At 68.4% G+C, this 15,757-nt stretch carries 15 protein-coding genes; 11 read left to right on the top strand and 4 right to left on the bottom strand.

Annotated elements, in window-relative coordinates; all coding sequences use genetic code 11:
* The first annotated feature begins 73 nt into the window (after nucleotides 1–73).
* Nucleotides 74–1,195 (top strand): endonuclease/exonuclease/phosphatase family protein, encoded by a 1,122-nt coding sequence (locus HLI28_RS03455; RefSeq protein WP_171246113.1) that lies wholly within the window; start codon nucleotides 74–76, stop codon nucleotides 1,193–1,195.
* Nucleotides 1,196–1,226: 31 nt separating this feature from the next.
* Here the strand turns inward: HLI28_RS03455 and HLI28_RS03450 are convergent, their stop codons facing one another.
* Entirely contained in the window at nucleotides 1,227–2,396 is a 1,170-nt protein-coding gene (locus tag HLI28_RS03450) for a GNAT family N-acetyltransferase (RefSeq protein ID WP_171246112.1), read from the bottom strand.
* Between the two features lie 105 nt (nucleotides 2,397–2,501).
* Here HLI28_RS03450 and HLI28_RS03445 point away from each other — a divergent pair, with 105 nt between their 5' ends.
* The 3 genes from HLI28_RS03445 (at nucleotide 2,502) to HLI28_RS03435 (ending at nucleotide 6,321) form a co-directional block, all read left to right on the top strand.
* On the top strand, nucleotides 2,502–3,071 hold the full coding sequence (locus HLI28_RS03445; protein WP_343035624.1) for a GNAT family N-acetyltransferase: 570 nt from the start codon (nucleotides 2,502–2,504) through the stop codon (nucleotides 3,069–3,071).
* A gap of 68 nt (nucleotides 3,072–3,139) precedes the next feature.
* On the top strand, nucleotides 3,140–4,366 hold the full coding sequence (locus tag HLI28_RS03440) for an MFS transporter (protein ID WP_171246111.1): 1,227 nt from the start codon (nucleotides 3,140–3,142) through the stop codon (nucleotides 4,364–4,366).
* A gap of 179 nt (nucleotides 4,367–4,545) precedes the next feature.
* The gene (locus HLI28_RS03435) at nucleotides 4,546–6,321 is read left to right on the top strand and encodes a DUF262 domain-containing protein (RefSeq protein WP_171246110.1); all 1,776 of its coding nucleotides are present in this window, start codon (nucleotides 4,546–4,548) and stop codon (nucleotides 6,319–6,321) included.
* A gap of 1,253 nt (nucleotides 6,322–7,574) precedes the next feature.
* On the opposite strand, the gene HLI28_RS03430 is transcribed toward HLI28_RS03435, so the two are convergent.
* Entirely contained in the window at nucleotides 7,575–8,885 is a 1,311-nt protein-coding gene (locus HLI28_RS03430) for a DNA cytosine methyltransferase (protein WP_216077336.1), read from the bottom strand.
* 488 nt (nucleotides 8,886–9,373) lie between these two features.
* On the opposite strand from HLI28_RS03430, the gene HLI28_RS03425 reads away from it, so the two are divergent.
* From HLI28_RS03425 to HLI28_RS03410, 4 genes are all read left to right on the top strand, one after another.
* The gene (locus HLI28_RS03425) at nucleotides 9,374–10,048 is read left to right on the top strand and encodes a PepSY domain-containing protein (protein WP_171246108.1); all 675 of its coding nucleotides are present in this window, start codon (nucleotides 9,374–9,376) and stop codon (nucleotides 10,046–10,048) included.
* A 28-nt stretch (nucleotides 10,049–10,076) separates the two neighbouring features.
* Nucleotides 10,077–10,469 carry a YchJ family metal-binding protein gene (locus tag HLI28_RS03420; protein WP_171246107.1) on the top strand — a complete coding sequence of 131 codons (393 nt, stop codon included), beginning with the start codon at nucleotides 10,077–10,079 and terminating at the stop codon, nucleotides 10,467–10,469.
* Between the two features lie 100 nt (nucleotides 10,470–10,569).
* A complete protein-coding gene (locus HLI28_RS03415) occupies nucleotides 10,570–10,989 on the top strand; it encodes an Hsp20/alpha crystallin family protein (RefSeq protein ID WP_171246106.1) in 420 nt (139 codons plus the stop codon).
* Between the two features lie 181 nt (nucleotides 10,990–11,170).
* Complete coding sequence (locus tag HLI28_RS03410; RefSeq protein ID WP_171246105.1) at nucleotides 11,171–11,806, top strand: maleylpyruvate isomerase family mycothiol-dependent enzyme; 636 nt, start codon at nucleotides 11,171–11,173, stop codon at nucleotides 11,804–11,806.
* A gap of 4 nt (nucleotides 11,807–11,810) precedes the next feature.
* Here HLI28_RS03410 and HLI28_RS15875 read toward each other — a convergent pair whose 3' ends face one another.
* Nucleotides 11,811–12,344 carry a nucleotidyltransferase family protein gene (locus HLI28_RS15875; protein WP_343035622.1) on the bottom strand — a complete coding sequence of 178 codons (534 nt, stop codon included), beginning with the start codon at nucleotides 12,342–12,344 and terminating at the stop codon, nucleotides 11,811–11,813.
* A 141-nt stretch (nucleotides 12,345–12,485) separates the two neighbouring features.
* Here HLI28_RS15875 and HLI28_RS03400 point away from each other — a divergent pair, with 141 nt between their 5' ends.
* The 3 genes from HLI28_RS03400 to HLI28_RS03390 all read left to right on the top strand — a co-directional run bounded on the left by HLI28_RS03400 (nucleotide 12,486) and on the right by HLI28_RS03390 (nucleotide 15,164).
* Complete coding sequence (locus HLI28_RS03400) at nucleotides 12,486–13,271, top strand: class I SAM-dependent methyltransferase (protein ID WP_171246104.1); 786 nt, start codon at nucleotides 12,486–12,488, stop codon at nucleotides 13,269–13,271.
* An 87-nt stretch (nucleotides 13,272–13,358) separates the two neighbouring features.
* On the top strand, nucleotides 13,359–13,850 hold the full coding sequence (locus tag HLI28_RS03395) for a hypothetical protein (RefSeq protein WP_171246103.1): 492 nt from the start codon (nucleotides 13,359–13,361) through the stop codon (nucleotides 13,848–13,850).
* Nucleotides 13,851–14,075: 225 nt separating this feature from the next.
* Nucleotides 14,076–15,164: a ScyD/ScyE family protein gene (locus HLI28_RS03390; RefSeq protein ID WP_171246102.1), complete on the top strand. Its 1,089-nt coding sequence runs from the start codon at nucleotides 14,076–14,078 to the stop codon at nucleotides 15,162–15,164.
* 52 nt (nucleotides 15,165–15,216) lie between these two features.
* Here HLI28_RS03390 and HLI28_RS03385 read toward each other — a convergent pair whose 3' ends face one another.
* The gene (locus tag HLI28_RS03385) at nucleotides 15,217–15,714 is read right to left on the bottom strand and encodes a GNAT family N-acetyltransferase (RefSeq protein WP_171246101.1); all 498 of its coding nucleotides are present in this window, start codon (nucleotides 15,712–15,714) and stop codon (nucleotides 15,217–15,219) included.
* Nucleotides 15,715–15,757: the final 43 nt, after the last annotated feature.

The raw sequence follows: 15,757 nt of genomic DNA, 5'->3' as shown, positions 1-15,757 counted from the left end.
GGGGCGCAGAATGGATCGCGCCGAGCCCCTGCCGCCCCGCGCAGCGAGCCGGCCTCCCCGAAAGGCGGACGTGATGCGACGGAGCATCCCGACTCATCGGCACCCCCGGGTTCGTGCGCTGCTGGCCGCCGTGGGCGTGGCCCTGCTCGCGGCCGTCCCCCTGGCTCCCGCGCAGGCCACGCAGGGCGGGGACGACCTGGTGGTCATGACCCAGAACCTCTACGTGGGAACCAGCCTGGACCCCGCCCTGGACGCGACGACGCCGGAGCAGCTCGTCACGGCCGCGGCGCAGATGTACGCCACGGTGGAGTACACGAACTTCCCGGCCCGGGCCCAGGCCATCGCCGACGAGATCGAGGCGAAGGACCCGGACCTCATCGGCCTGCAGGAGGTCGCCCGCTGGACCACCACCGGGGTCGGTGCAGGGCCCGGTTACGACTTCCTGGCGATCCTCCAGACGGCGCTCGACCAGCGCGGCCTGGACTACTCCGTGGCCGCGGTGTCGGAGAACGCCTCGATCGGGCCGGTCCCGCTGGCACTTCCCGGCTGCCTGATCGCCACGCCCCCCTTCATCACCTGCACGGTGCAGCTCGACGACCGGGACGTGATCCTCGTCAACGACGAGACACCCGGTCTGCGCTGGGACAACCCCCGCAGCGGTCAGTACGCCGCACAGGCCTCCTTCGACTCCCCGGCCGGTGAGATCTCCTTCGACCGGGGGTGGGCCAGCATCGACGCGACCCTGGACCGGCAGCCGTTCCGGTTCGTCACCACCCACCTCGAGATCGCGGCCTTCCCGGAGGTCCAGCAGGCCCAGGCGGCCGAGCTCCTGGCCGGCCCGGCGCGCGGTGGCACCGTCATCGCGGTGGGTGACTTCAACTCCGCCGCGGACGGGTCGACCACGACGACCTACGAGCAGCTCACCGCACCGGGTCAGCTCCGCGACGCCTGGGACGAGGACGTGCTGGGCGCGGGCTTCACCTGCTGCCAGCGCTCGAACACGCCGCCGCTGGCCCCCGGGGCGCTCAACAACCCGGTGTCGACGCTCGACCAGCGGATCGACCTGGTCCTCGGCCGCGGGGCCGCGCGGTCGGACGGGGGCCAGGCCGAACTCGTCGGTGACCAGCCGTTCCAGGGGGCGCCGCCCTTCTGGCCCTCGGACCACGCAGGCGTCGTGGCGGAGTTCCGGCTGTAGCGGCGGGGCTGCGTGGCCGCCGCCCGGGTCGTCAGCCGGAGACCGACCGGACGTCGGCGAGGTCGGCCTCCAGCAGCGCCGACCCGCCGGCCGGGCGGAAGCCCATCGCGATGTTGATCGCCAGCATGTACGGGTTGTCCTCGTTGTTCCAGGTCCAGATTCGTTCGACGCCGGGCCAGCGCCGGGCGTGCTCGCGCAGGTTGACGCACTTGACCAGCAGGCCGAGCCGGTGGCCGCGATGCTCCGGCATGACGACGGTCGTCTCCTGCTCGGAGTACGCCGGGTGCTGCGGGTCGTGGTCCAGCAGGGTGGCCGCGACGAGCTCGCCGGTGGGCTCGTGCTCGACGCAGGTGGTGACGAACTGGTGGCCCACCGACCGGCCCTGCTCGATCTCGAACCGCAGCCGCTCGGCGTCCCAGTGCTCGGGCTCGAGGTCGAGGCCCGGGTTCGGCTCGTCGATGGTGAGGCGTTCGATGAGGGCGGCGTAGCCGGCGAGCCACTCGTCAGGGATGTCGTCGTGCCAGACGTGCAGCCGGTACTCCGACCCCGCGGCGGCGCGCGCCTCCTGCTCGAGGCGGGTGAGGACGTCGTCGGCCGCGGGCAGGTCGAGCACGGAGCGCCGGGCGATCATCTTCAGGTCCAGGCCGGCGGAGCCGGCGAGGTGCAGGCCGGGCAGGTCACCTGAGATGCGGCCGTTGCCGGTCGGGGCGACGACGGCGTCCGGGGCGTCGGCAGCCGGCTCGGCGCCGAACTCGACCTCGGCCATGAGGCGGGTGCGACCCTCGGCGCGAGCCCGGTCGACGACGACGTCCGCCAGCGCGGGGCCGATCCCCCGGCCGCGGTGGTCGGGGTGCACGGCGACGTGCACGAACGCGAGGTCGAGGTTGTCGTGGGTGTCGCAGATGACCAGCCCGTGGCCGAGGACCTGCATCACCTCCGGGGCACCGCCGTCGGACGGGGTGCCGTCGGACGGGGCACCGTCAGCCGCGAGACCGTCGTCGACCGCGACGACGCGGTGCCGGCGCTGGTACCTCTGGTCGGCCATGGCGGCCCGCAGCGCGTCCGGGGTGGGTGCGCCGTCGGGGAGGCCACGGTCGGCGAGCGCGACCCGGCGCTCGACCTCCGCGATCCCGCGGTAGGCCCAGGAGTCCGGGTGGTCGAGGGAGTCCACGTGCGGGGCCTCGACGATGCGCCAGTGCATGACTCCACCATGACCGGGCGGTGGCGATCACGCCAAGGAATTTCGCGCGCCACCAGTCGTGACACGTCGGGTGAGTGCCGCCCCCGCGGGTTAGGGTTCCTCACCGTGACCGAGCCGCCCTCTCCCCCGCGAGCCGTCCTGCCTGTGCGGACGAGCCGCCTGGTGCTGCGCACCTACCGGGAGGACGACGTCGAGCCGATGCTCGCGTACTACAGCGACCCCGAGGTCGCGCGGTTCCTGCTCGAGGAGCCGTGGACGCGCGAGGAGGCCGAGGTCAACGTGGCGCGGCGGATGCTGCGCACCGGCGTCGACGGGCCGGGGTCGGCGCTGGCGCTCGTGGTCGAGCACGAGGGCACGGTCGTCGGCGACATCGCCCTGTGGACGACGGGGGACACGGCCTCGCGCGGCGAGGTCGGGTGGGCGTTCAACCCCCGGTACACCGGCCACGGGTACGCCACCGAGGCGCTGCGGTCGCTGCTGGGGATCGCGTTCGACCGGTACCGGATGCACCGGGTGGTCGCGCAGCTCGACGCCCGCAACACCGCCTCGGCGAAGCTCTGCGAGCGGGTCGGGATGCAGCGCGAGGGGTTCCTGCGCGCGGACTGGTGGTCCAAGGGCGAGTGGACCGACACCCTGGTCTACGGGATGCTCGACACCGACTGGCAGCGTCCCTGACCGTCCCGCGTCCGACGCCCTGACCGTGCGGTCGACCGGGCTTCTCACCCACTCGTAGAATCGATTCGATGACTACCGCAGGAATCACCGTCGATCCCCGCCGCGCCACCATCATCCTGCTGGCGATGGCGTCCTCGACGTTCCTGTTCGTCACCGTCGAACAGCTCCCCGCGGGCCTGCTCACCCTCATGGCGCCGGACCTGGACCGCACCACCTCCGCGATCGGGCTGCTCGTGACGGTCTACGCGCTGGTCGTGCTCGTGTCCTCCGTGCCACTGGCGCACGTGACCCGGCACCTGCAGCGACGGTGGGTGCTCGCCGCCTGTGCCGGCCTCGCGGCGCTGGCGACCCTCTGGGCCGCGCTGACGCCGTCGTACGAGCAGCTCCTGGCGGCGCGCGTCGTCACCGCGCTGGCCCAGGCACTGTTCTGGGTCGCCGTCGTGCCCGCCACCGCCGGGCTGTTCCCGCCGGGCGTGCGCGGCAAGGCGATGGCCCGGCTCGCCGTCGGCAACTCTCTGGGGCCGGTGCTCGGGGTGCCGGCCGGGACCTGGCTCGGCGAAGCGACGTCGTGGCGGTGGTCCTTCGCGGCCGTCGCGCTGTTCTCCGCGCTCATCATGGTCGTCGTCATCGTGCTGTTCCCGTCGGTGTCGCCGCGGTCCGGTGGGGCGAGCGAGGCGCCGTTCCCCTCGATGCGCCGGTACGTGTCCGTCATGGTCGTCACCGTGCTCGCCGTGACGGGCTCGTTCGGGGTCATCACGTTCGTGACCCAGTTCCTCATCGACGTCGCCGGGTTCACCCAGTCCGACCTGCCGGGGCTGCTCCTGCTGCAGGGCGGTGCCGGGGTGGTGGGCGCGCTGATCATTGGACGGGTCCTCGACCGGTGGCCCGTCGGAGCGCTGCTCGTCGGGCTCGGCGTGCTCGTCGTGGCGCTGCTCGGGCTGTGGGCGTTCGGGACCACACCCGCGGCCGCGGTGGCGTTCCTGGCGCTGTTCGGCTGCTCGTTCTCCACCGTGCCGCCCGTGCTCGCCCACCGCGTGCTGCTGGTGTCACCGCGCGGGACGAACATGGGGCAGGCGATCTCCTCCTCGCTGTTCAACCTGGGGATCGCCGGCGGCTCCGGGCTCGGCGCGCTGCTGGTGGCGCTCGTCGACGTGCGGTCGGTGCCTCTGGTGGGCGCGGGCGTCGTCGTGCTGGCGCTCGCCGTGGCGCTGGTCGAGGAGTGGACGAACCCGCCGCTCGGGTCGCTCGTGGAGCACGGGGTCGACGAGGCGTTGGCTGACGACGGGCGGGGCTGAGCACAGGCCGGCAACAAGCGCTAGCCGCCAACCCCCAGCCCGGGCTCCGTCGCCCCTCCTTCCTTGACCGCGACGCGCAAGCAACATTCGATGCGATGCGAAACCGATTCCCCGACTCTCAGGAAGTCCGGCCGCTGTGTCGCTAGCCACAGCTAAGTCCCAGGCTCTACATTGGCAAGATGCCTGAGCAACGCTACGACGCCAACCGACAGACCATCGGCACGCTCCTAAGCACCACAAGCCCTCGCATCGAAGTGCCTGAGTGGCAGCGCTCATATTCGTGGGGCTCAGACGAAATCGAAGCATTCTGGCACGATCTACTCGGATTCGAGCAGGCCTATCCAGGCAATAACATAGATAGCCAGGAGTACTTCCTCGGATCTGCCGTACTCGTTACTGGCGGAGCCACAAATCTGCTCCTCGATGGCCAGCAGCGCCTTGCTACTGCGACAATTCTACTGTCCGCATTACGCGACGCCCGCCGACAGTACAAAGCCGACGCAGCAACGAGACTACAGAGCAAGTACATTTCGGATCACGACGATGCCACCGGCGAGGCAGCGCCCGTAATTACACTCAATATCTATGACCGGGACTTTTTCAGAAGCGAGGTACAGGAAGAACGTGTAGGCAACGAGGCGGGACCGAAGCCCAGACTGAAATCTCACGGTCTCGTCAGAAAAGCCCGACAATACTTTGCCCAGAAAGTTGCCGATGAAGAGAGCCGGGCCGGCGGCGGCGAAGAAGGATTCAAAAGAAATCTGCGGCTTTCTAATGTGCTCTGCAACCACATGTCTCTAGTCATTGTCTACTCGAGCGATGAAGACAATGCCGCGACGGTATTCGAGACATTGAATGATCGCGGAATCGGACTTTCTACACCCGACCTCCTTCGCAATCTTTTGATGAGGCGAGCCAAGGGCCCGGAGGCCAGGCAGCGCGTCGTAGCGGCATGGCAAACGGTTCTTTCGATAGCAGATGAGACCTCCGTTGACGAGTATCTGCGCCACTTTTGGGTCAGTCAAAGGGGAGATGTGAAAGCGCGGAAACTGTATCGAGAAATCAAGAGCACTATCACGCAGGAGCAAATCGAGTCGGTAGCATTCTCAGCCGAATTGGAAGAGGCGGCACCCCTCTATCGGGACCTCGCAAAAGCCCGCGATGACGACGAGGAACTAAAAAGGTTACTAGAAGGAATTCGGATGCTTGGAGCAAAGGTCACTCTTCCCGCACTTTTGGCGGGGTATTCCGTGACCGAACAGAGCGGCAACAAGAGCGATCTCCGCAAGCTCGCTGGCGCCCTAACTACGCTCTACGTCCGGCACACCGTGATCGGCGGCCGTGAATCGACTGCACTCGAATCAAGAATTTACTCTGTCGCAGCCGAACTACGCAAAGATCGCGAGTTCGGTAGCGCCATCGCCAAGCTCCGCGAGTTCTCGCCAGATGCAGAAGAATTCACCGCCAAGTTTTCACATGCAAGCATTAGCCGGATCTCAACTGCGAGATATCTACTACGCGAACTCGAACACGCCAGACGGGAAACCCAGGAAGTTGCAGTCGAACTGAGCGACAGGGTGCACGTTGAGCACATTTACCCGCAGAACCCAATCATTCCCAAGTGGGATAATCACGCGCAGTTGATTAATCGCATAGGAAACCTTACCCTCCTTGGCAAGCGACTGAACACGTCAATCAAGAATGGCGCATTCGAAACGAAGAAGGTCAAAGCCTATGCCGACTCCGACATCTTGCTGACGCGAGATCTCCTCGAGTATGAAGCATGGGGTCCCCAATCAATTGAGTGCCGACAGCGGAATTTGGCGAGTAGCGTTGCGCGGATATGGAGCTTTCCCGGCGAGTCAGTCTCTGCCATGGCAGGCGAACGCGCGCGATGGCAGCTTGGCGAAAACTACGACCAGGACCTGGACGAGTTGCCCGAAATGCCATCCTGAGGGCCCCGACATTCTCTTCTCGAAGAAGCAGGCGTTATATCGGGCAGAAGGCGACCCTCAAGCCGGTGAGAAAATGCAAACGAAGAAGACGACGATCAATACTCTACCGCAGGTGCAGTCCTCGCAGTGGCCAATCGTCATCACGCAGATCACGCCGTAAGGCACCGCAATGCTACCTAGCTCTCCAAGCTTGATAGCCATGTGGCTAAGCTCGAAACACGTCCCGCGTCTATGTACTCTAGCGCTCTGGCGGCGCCTGTTGAGGGTCGCTTCCTTGCCAAGGATGGGGCTTCATAGACGGCGCGTGGGCCAGCCGGATTTACGTGAACAACATCAGTAAACATGCTGCTATTGAGCTTTCGCATTTCGCATGCGGCTGCAAGACGTGCAGGGTCAAACTCGTTTGTAATGAGAACGTATCCGAAAGAGTCGCCGAGGGATTCGAGATGCGCATAATTGTCGAAGTCAGTCGCAAACTGCTCTTCTCGATCACTACGAACCGACCATTTACAGCTTACCAGTATGCGCCATTGGTCTGTCCGGCGAACTAGAGCAAGATCGACCTTGCGTGTCTTCTCTCTGCCTCGTGGCCCGTTGAACCCCGGGAGCTCATGTAATGACGGTCGAACGAAGACTTCGTATCTACTTTCGATATTTGGCAATCGCCGAAGGATCGCAGCTAGCGCGTCCTCAAATCCTTCGCCTACCAAGTTCTTGCGCTTATTCTCGCTAGTCATGTAAGCACGTGCAATCTCGGCAAGCTTCGGCGCTAGGGGCTGCGAGACTGCTCGCTCTAGTTCCTCAACTAGAGCATTCTCAATAACTGACGCGAACTCGGGGTCTTCACCAGGCCACGGCATATCGTCGTTGACGTACGGCTCCCGCTGAACTTTCGAGCGCTCCTGTAAAGCAGCCGCTCGTCCCTCGGCCTCGCGCGCCAGGTCACCGCTGGCCGCATCGAACAGCCAGTCAATCTCATCCCCGAGTGCTCGAGGCGCCACGCCAAACTGAGCCGAGAGCCACTTGTGGAAGACTAACGACCGTGCATACCAGGGGCGACCCGGCTGACATTTGTCGCTCTCGTAGCAGTGAGCAAGGCCGATCGTTTGATCGATCCACATTAGCAGCCGGTAGAGGTGTCGCCAGGCTGATTCCGCCGTGAGTTCGCCAGGGGTCTCAGAATCAAAGTACTGATCGAGCAATCTCTTTCGGTTCTCTGCACCAAATGCTCGCACTTGTTATTCGACGTCCTTTCAGCTCAGTGCGCTCAGCGACAATCGGCTGGGGATTAGGTCGCGGATCGACGTCGCGATGGCCTTAGCCAGTAGGGGAGGGACAGCGTTCCCAATCTGACGGTATCGACTATGCGCCGCGCCGTTGGGGACGCGCCCAGGAATCTCGCCCCGTCGGGGATCTGTTGTGACCGTATAGTGATCCGGGAAAGACTGCAGTCGACAGAACTCGCGCACACTTAGCGCACGCAATGCTGAGTAGTGGTATACGGCATCCGCCTTGGTATTGAGCGTCCACGCCCAGAGCTCGGGATGTAGCCTCCGATAGGCGTAATAGTGTTTGCGCGCTAGAAGTTCTGAACCCGTGCTAGGGCCCCATTTCTGGCCAGTCAAGTAGCGCGACATGAGCGCGTCCGAGAGGTCGCGATAGTTCCCACCAGCTGGGATTCCGTCGAGCCGAAGTTCTGTGTCTCGATTTATGCGAGGGACTCGGAGATTCGCAACGATCGGGGCATCGCGCATTCTTCTCTGATAGGCCGAGAAGGGTGCTCCTAAGGCGACGGTTGGGCTCGTATCATCCGTCCGACCGGACGCGAGGAATTCAAGATCACCAATGGCCTGCCTCGCCGAGACAATACCAACGTCCTCTGGATCCTGTAGGCGTGTTAACAGTTCTTCAGCAACGACGTCGTCGCGCAGGGCAAGGCGATAGCGTGGGTCATCGACACTGTCCTTGAGCAGGGTTAAAGCGACACTGGCACCCGAGCCCTCTATTGTAGGTGGCAGTTCTCCCGTGTCACGATGGATGCCAATAAAGATGAGCCGCTTCCGTGTTTGAGGCACCCCAAAGTCTGCGGCATCGAGGAGCTGGGCAGTGACCTCATACTTGCCCGCGAGAGCCAGGTCATGGATCACCTGCTCCTTGACACCCATCTGGGCCATGCCTTGCACGTTCTCCATCACGAATGCACGGGGTTCAAGTTCGCCAACTACACGGACAAATTCCCGGTATAGCGAGTTCCTCGGATCATCGATTATCCGGGAGTGATTCCGGACCTGGGAGAATGCCTGGCAAGGCGGTCCTCCGACGACTACATCCACGCAGCGCCCGGCTTCAACGCTCTTGCGCCTTACCTCCGCATCTCGGATGTCCCCGATAATCGAACTGGCTTTGGGGAAGTTTGTCCGAAATGTTGCAATAGCGTCTGGGTCGTTGTCAACGCCCGCGAGTATCGTGTAGCCAGCTTGACGGAAGCCTTCTGCGAGGCCGCCAGCACCGCTGAACAGGTCGATGACGGTTGGCTGGCCGTCGCCGCTGATGTTCGAAGTCACGTCGGCACTGTCCCATGAACCTCTGACATGCCGGGTGCCGACACGTCCGCTGTCGACCATCTCGCCTAACCCACACGTGGTGCGACGATCCGGTTGACAAGCGACGACGACCCAGGTTTCGCACCCACAGTCGACAGGGTCGGGCGCCCCGAAGGCTAGTGCCGTGAGGTCGTGGGGCTGCGATGCTGCGTCAGAGCATTGAGGGCAGCTCTCCGCAGTTCTGTTCCCCGATGTCACGAAGGTTCGGCGTTCCTTGGGCGCCGGCCGACGGAGTCCGGACGCATGAGGAGACTGAGGGCCCTCGACCGCCCTGTGCACTTCAGTCGGCGCATGGCCCGTCGTCCTGTTGGAACACGAGCGCGAGGAGCGCGGTTTCCGGGCTGGCACGCGGAGGACGTGTCGCCGATCACTCTTTGAACTGCGCAGATGTCTACCGGACATCTCTGCCGCACCGCAACCAGCCCGGCGACTCCGCCACAATGGCCCGCATGCCGCCCAACCCTGCGCCCCGCATTCCCGCAGCCCGACGGCGGGTACCCGCCACCGCGGTCGCCGTCGCGGCCGCCCTCACCCTCGCGGCCTGCTCCTCCGAGCAGGCACCCGCACCGGACGGCGCCGCTCCCGCGGCATCCACACCGACCACCTCGGCGGCCTCCCCCGCACCGAGCAGCCCGCCGGCCGAGCCGTCGGCTGACCCCACCCCGACGCCGTCGGTCACCGCCATGCCCACCGAGCCCGACCGCCCGACGTTCGACGCCCGCACCGAGCGCGCTCTGCAGACGATCGCCGCGATGGAGACGAGCTTCGGTGCGGGCGCCTTCACGATCGAGGTCAACGACGACGGCACGGAGTGGAAGATGGAGCTCGCCCAGGGCGACGACCGGCTGAAGGTGAAGGCGGAGGCGGACACCACCGGCGTCGCTCCGACGGACACGAAGCGCGACGACCTCGACGGCGACGACCGCGCGGCCCTCAGCAGCGCGCGGGTCAGCCTCAGCCAGGCAATCGTGCGCGTCGTCGAGACGTCCGGCGGCGTCCTGGACGAGGCCGAGCTCGAGGAGGACGACGGCACCGCCCTGTGGAAGGTGTCCGTGCGCCTCGGCGACGACGACGTGGACTACCGCGTCGACGTCAGCACCGGCGCCGTCTGGCGCGACGACTGACGGCCAGCGGTTGCGCCACCATGGACCCGTGGACGACGCGACCCGCTGCCCCTGCCTGTCCGGCCTGCCCTACGGCGAGTGCTGCGGCCCGCTGCACCGCGGCGAGCGCCCGGCACCGACCGCCGAGGCCCTGATGCGCTCGCGCTACAGCGCCTTCGCCGTCGAGGACACCGCCTACCTGGGCGCGACCTGGCACCCGAGCACCCGCCCGGCCGAGCTCGACCTCGTCCCGGGCCGCCGGTGGCGCCGCCTCGACATCCTCGCCACCGACGCCGGCGGACCGTTCGACGATGCCGGCACGGTCGAGTTCGTCGCCACGTTCCGGGACGACGACGGCACCCGCGGCCGGCTGCACGAGCTCAGCCGGTTCGTGCGCGAGGACGGGGCGTGGCGGTACGTGGACGGTGACGTCCGGCCCTGACCGCTCGTCCGGTCCGTCGTCCGCCCATGGCGAACCTGGAAATTGAGTCGGGGGGACTCAAGTTGTACCTCTCGGAACCACCCACGAGAGGAGCCCCCTGATGACTGTCACCCTGACCCGCACCCCGCTGACCGACGCGCTGTTCGGCGACCTGCGGACCACCCGCCCGGCCACCACGCCGGACGCCAAGCCCGCCGCGGACGTCTACCGCGACGGCGAGGACCTCGTCGCCCGCCTCGACCTGCCCGGGATCGACCCAGCCGAGGACGTCACCGTCGAGATCGAGGGCCGCAAGCTCGTCGTGCACGGCGAGCGCAAGGACCAGCGCGGCGAGGAGTCCGAGGGCCGTCGCGTCTCGGAGGTGCGCTTCGGCGCCTTCCGCCGCGTCGTCACGCTGCCGAAGGCCGTCGAGGCCGACGCGGTCACCGCGTCCTACGACGCCGGTGTGCTGACGGTGACCGTGGCCGGCGTCTTCGCCGGCACGACGCCGCGACGCATCGAGGTCACCACCGCGGCCTGACCGCCCGCCCCGCACCGGGGCGACGCAACCTGATGACGGCGCCCGACCACCCGGTCGGGCGCCGTCGTCACGTCCGCGACGAGCGGGCCGCGACCTGCACCGATGAGTTCGCGGAGCCGTCCCGGTCGGACCCGCACAGGCATCCCCACGCCTGTGGACGACCCGACCGAAGGAGCAGGGCATGAGCGACCGCGACACCCTCTGGAACGCCGTGCACGAGGAACGGCGCCGGCTCGCCGACGACCTCGCGCAGATCTCCCCGGACCAGTGGGAGGTGCCGTCGCTGTGCCCCGGCTGGTCGGTGCACGACGTGCTGGCGCACCTCGTCGACTCGGCGTCGACGACCCGCTGGGGGTTCGTGCGTCAGATGTTCGCCGCCCGCGGCGACTTCGACCGCGCCAACGAGGCCGGGATCGAGCGGCACCGGGCCGCCGACCCGCGGCAGACCCTGGAGGCCTTCCGCGCCGTCACCGACCTCACGCGGACGCCGCCCGGCCCCCTGGCCACCCGGCTGGTCGAGGCGTACGTGCACGGCGAGGACGTCCGACGCCCCCTGGGGATCGAGGCCGCCTATCCCCCGGAGCACGTGGCGACGGCTCTGGAGTACATGACCCGCACCGGCGCGACGTTCGGCGGCGGCCGGGAACGTGTCGCCGGGCTGTGCCTGCGTCCGGTGGACACTGACCACCGGCTGGGCGACGGCGCGGCAGTCCGGGGCAGCGCCATCTCGCTCCTCCTGGCGGCCTCGGGGCGGCCCGTGGACGCCGCCGAGCTGTCCGGCGCGGGCGCCCCGACGCTCACCGCGCGCCGGGGATAGCCGATCAGAGCGGGATCGCCACCACGGTGTCCCCCACGGCGGAACGCAGGGATCGTTCCGGGACGACGTCGACCCGCCGCCCCAGGATTCCCTTGAGCTCGGCCTCCAGCCTGCCCAGCGCGAACAGCCCGACGCCGTCGTCGACGTCGACCAGCAGGTCGACGTCCGAGTCCGGCCGGTCATCCCCGGACGCCACGGAACCGAAGACACGAACGTTGCGCACCCCGTGGCGCGCCGCCACGTCGACGACCTCGTCCCGGTGCTGGCGGAGCACGAGGTCGAGCACGGAGCCGCGCCTCGCCTCGCGGCGATCGTCATGATCGAACCCAACCTCGCGGCCCAGGAGTCGCCTGACCTCCGGCTGGCTGCGCCCCAGCGACCGCGCGATCCGACGCTGGCTCCACCCGAGATCGCGCGCCTGGCGGGCGCCACGCTCCAGCGTCCGGCTCGCTTCCCTGCGCAGCTCGTCCGCCCGAGCCCCCAGGCCCGCCAGGTACTCCGCGAACGCGCGCTCGACGGCCGACTCGTCCGACTGCACGGGAACCACCTCCGATAGCACATGCTATCGGACGCCACGAGCGCACGTGCGGATGAGGGGGCATCGCGAGCGGACCCCCGGCCCAGGTGCCCTGCGTCGAGGAGCACGGCACCATGGACCCGCCCACCGACTGGAGGTCCGATGCCCCGCCCCGTCCACCGACGCGACGACGTCCGCCCGGAGGAGGCCGACCACGACTACCTGCCCGGTCTGCCCCAGCGCTGGCTCCTGCCCTGGTACGACCTGGTCGCCCGGGTCCGGGGCGTGCACCGGATGTACCGGCGCACCGTCGAGATCGCCGGCGTGGTCGACGACGCACACGTGCTCGACGTCGGCTGCGGCACCGGCAACCTCAGCCGCGAGGTGCTGCGCGCCGCCCCCGACGCCGTCGTGACCGGCCTGGACCCCGACGGCGACGCCCTGCGCCGCGCAGCCCGCAAGCTGCGCCGCGGCGACTCCGGCGAGGTCACCCTGATCCGCGGCTTCGCGCACCGCCTCCCCGTGCCGGACGCCAGCCAGGACCACGTCGTCTCCTCCCTCGCGCTGCACCACGTGCCCCTCGAGGAGAAGCAGCAGCTCGCCGCCGAGATCCTGCGCGTCCTGCGGCCCGGCGGGCGGGTCACGATCGCGGACTTCGCCGGCGACCACGCCGCGGACCACGGGGACGACGGCGGGACTGCGGACGCGCAGCACGGCCACGCCCACCGCACAGGACGCGGGCACCGCCACGGCGGGGGACACCGGGGTCACGGCGGTGCCGAGCACCAGCCCGGCCACGGCCCCGGCAGCACCGCCTACGACGCGGACAACGCCGACGGCGGCATCGAGAAGCTCCTCACCGAGGCAGGTCTCCGGGACGCCTGCGCCGTGGAGCGCATGCCCCTGCTCGGCGACTCGGTGGTGTTCGTGCAGGCCCAGCGAGCCTGAGTCGATTTCACCCCGCTCCCCGTCGGCGAGTGCTCGGGACCCGGCAAAGAGTGGGTTCCGTCGAGACCGCTCCCGAAAGGACCCGTCATGTCCGTCCGCCGACGCCTGCTCGCCGTCACCGCCACCTGCCTCGTCGCCCTCGGACTGACGGCCGTCCCGGCGCAGGCCGACGACGTCGTCGTGACCGAGTCCGACGGCGTCTTCCAGGCCGACGGCACCTACCAGGCCTCCTCCACGTGGGCCCCGGGGAACACGGCGACGCTGTGGGCGTCCTGCTCGCCCGACGGCGACGCCACCGTGGCGGTGCGGTTCGACGCCACCGACGAGGGCGTCAACTTCTTCGACTTCTTCCCGACGCTGGAGGTCTGGGGTCAGAGCGACTCCGGGTTCATCCCCGCCGGCACGCTCGGAGGTTCCGCCGCGATGCGCGTCGTCTCCGGCGAGAAGAACACCAAGGCCACCACGGCCTCGTTCTTCGTCGCCACGAGCGGGGACGTCGTCATCTATCCCGTCACCTTCGAGGTGCCGCACCTGAACTGCCCCAGCGGCAAGGGCGCGATCCCGGCCGACGGCGAGTAGTCCCGGTCCGGGAGCCGAGCGACAACTTCACCCGGGGGAGCCGTGGCGAGCGCCCGGAGGCGGGCGCACAGTGGGCCGGAGAAGACCGCGTCAGTGTGGACGCGGCGACGCCCCGTCCCCGGCCCTCGAGGGCCGCACCGACGCACCCGCGGTGGGCACCGCGGCGAGCGCCCCCGTCGCGCCACCCGGCCGCGACACCGCCGTCCTGCCTCCCAGGAGCCCACCATGAAGCGCGTTCTCTCCGTGAGCGCGGCCGCCGTGGCCGCGTTCGTCCTCGCCGCGACCCCGGCGGTCGCGGACAGCCACGTGCCGTCGGACACGATCGCCGACGGTCTGATCACCCCGCTCAGCCTCGCTGCCGGCCCGCACGGCACCACGTTCGTCAGCCAGAACTTCGTCGGCCTGCTCACCGCCGTCGACGAGGACGGCAGCACGATGGACCTCTACAGCTCCGGCGGCGCGGAGGTCGGTGGTGTCAGCTACCACAACCGCACGGTCACGTTCACCCAGACCGGTGAGACACAGACGGTCATGACGCAGCGGCTGAACAGCAAGGGCGGTCCGGCCGGAGACCCAAAGGTGCTCGCTGACGTCGGCGCCTACGAGGAGGCGGAGAACCCGGACGGCGGGGTGACCTACGGGTTCACCGACACCCCGCAGGAGTGCGTCGGCCAGCTGCCGCCCGACTTCCCCGGCCGGTACACGGGGATCGTGGACTCGCACCCGTACTCGACGACGACCCGGGGAGCCACCACCTACCTGGCCGACGCCGGGGCGAACGCGATCCTGGGGATCAGCCGCACGGGCGACATCCACACGGTGGCGGTGCTCCCGCCGATGCCGACGACCCTGACCGAGGAGATCGTCGAGGCGCAGGGCCTGCCGGACTGCTTCGTCGGCGAGACCTACTGGTTCGAACCGGTGCCCACCGACGTCGAGTTCGGACCCGGCGGCATGCTCTACGTGTCCCTGCTGCCGGGCGGTCCCGAGGACGAGTCGCTGGGTGCCCGGGGCGCCGTCGTCACCGTGAACCCGCGCACCGGCGCCGTCGCGCTGGTCGCGTCCGGGTTCCTCGGCGCCACCGGCGTCTCGGTCGATGGTCAGGGCACGGTGTACGTCGCCGAGATGTTCGCCGGGAAGATCACCATGGTCGAGCGGGACGGAGCGAGGTCGACCCTCGACATGGTTCCGCTGCCGGGCGACGTGGACGTCACCCAGCACGGCCTCCTCGCCACGGTCAACGTGCTGTCGGGCGACGGGGTCCCGCCCGACGGGCAGCTCGTGAAGTACACCTTCACGCCCGGCCTGCAGTGAGTCCGGTCCCGGCTGCCCGGCCGCCACCGGCCGGGCAGCCGGGACAGGCGCGTCAGCGGGCGGCGATCCAGTAGCGCCGCTTCGGCACGCCGTACGGGACGGGTCGGACGTCCTCCAGGACGCCGCCGCACGCCTCGATGACCTTCGCCGACCCGAGGTTGTCGTCGTCGCAGGTCACCAGCACCTCCTCGACGCCCAGGCCGGCCAGCCGCTCCACGGAGAGCCGCAGCATCTCGGTGGCGTACCCGCGACGACGGTGCTCCGGGGCCACGCCGTAGCCGACGTGCCCTCCGATGTCGTGCAGGAACGGGGTCAGGGAGTGCCGGATCGAGACGCGACCGACCACTTCCCCGTCGACCTCGGCGACGAGGAAGTCGGCGCGCACGCGGCCCCGGGGCAGGTCCGTCCCGGCCGCCTCGCGCGCGATCTCGGCGAGGATCTCGTCCCACGTGCCCTCGGCCAGCAGCACGTCGAAGTGCTCGGCGGCCATCTCCGCGTGCATCCGGCGCAGGGCGGCTTCGTCGTCGGGGCGGGGCGGGCGCAGGATCATCGGCACAGGGTCAGTCTGCCGGGCGGCGACCACGGGGCGCACG

Source organism: Isoptericola sediminis (assembly GCF_013085345.1).
In the GTDB taxonomy this organism is placed as follows: Bacteria; Actinomycetota; Actinomycetes; order Actinomycetales; family Cellulomonadaceae; genus Isoptericola; species Isoptericola sediminis.
This window is presented reverse-complemented; position numbering and strand designations above follow the sequence as displayed.

Excerpts from the sequence above, each read along its gene's own strand:
- HLI28_RS03455 (WP_171246113.1), top strand. The coding sequence starts at position 74 with ATGCGACGGAGCATCCCGACTCATCGGCACCCCCGGGTTCGTGCGCTG.
- HLI28_RS03440 (WP_171246111.1), top strand. The coding sequence starts at position 3,140 with ATGACTACCGCAGGAATCACCGTCGATCCCCGCCGCGCCACCATCATC.
- HLI28_RS03385 (WP_171246101.1), bottom strand. The coding sequence starts at position 15,714 with ATGATCCTGCGCCCGCCCCGCCCCGACGACGAAGCCGCCCTGCGCCGG.
- HLI28_RS03435 (WP_171246110.1), top strand. The coding sequence starts at position 4,546 with ATGCCTGAGCAACGCTACGACGCCAACCGACAGACCATCGGCACGCTC.
- HLI28_RS03415 (WP_171246106.1), top strand. The coding sequence starts at position 10,570 with ATGACTGTCACCCTGACCCGCACCCCGCTGACCGACGCGCTGTTCGGC.
- HLI28_RS03395 (WP_171246103.1), top strand. The coding sequence starts at position 13,359 with ATGTCCGTCCGCCGACGCCTGCTCGCCGTCACCGCCACCTGCCTCGTC.
- HLI28_RS03410 (WP_171246105.1), top strand. The coding sequence starts at position 11,171 with ATGAGCGACCGCGACACCCTCTGGAACGCCGTGCACGAGGAACGGCGC.
- HLI28_RS03450 (WP_171246112.1), bottom strand. The coding sequence starts at position 2,396 with ATGCACTGGCGCATCGTCGAGGCCCCGCACGTGGACTCCCTCGACCAC.
- HLI28_RS03400 (WP_171246104.1), top strand. The coding sequence starts at position 12,486 with ATGCCCCGCCCCGTCCACCGACGCGACGACGTCCGCCCGGAGGAGGCC.
- HLI28_RS03425 (WP_171246108.1), top strand. The coding sequence starts at position 9,374 with ATGCCGCCCAACCCTGCGCCCCGCATTCCCGCAGCCCGACGGCGGGTA.
- HLI28_RS03390 (WP_171246102.1), top strand. The coding sequence starts at position 14,076 with ATGAAGCGCGTTCTCTCCGTGAGCGCGGCCGCCGTGGCCGCGTTCGTC.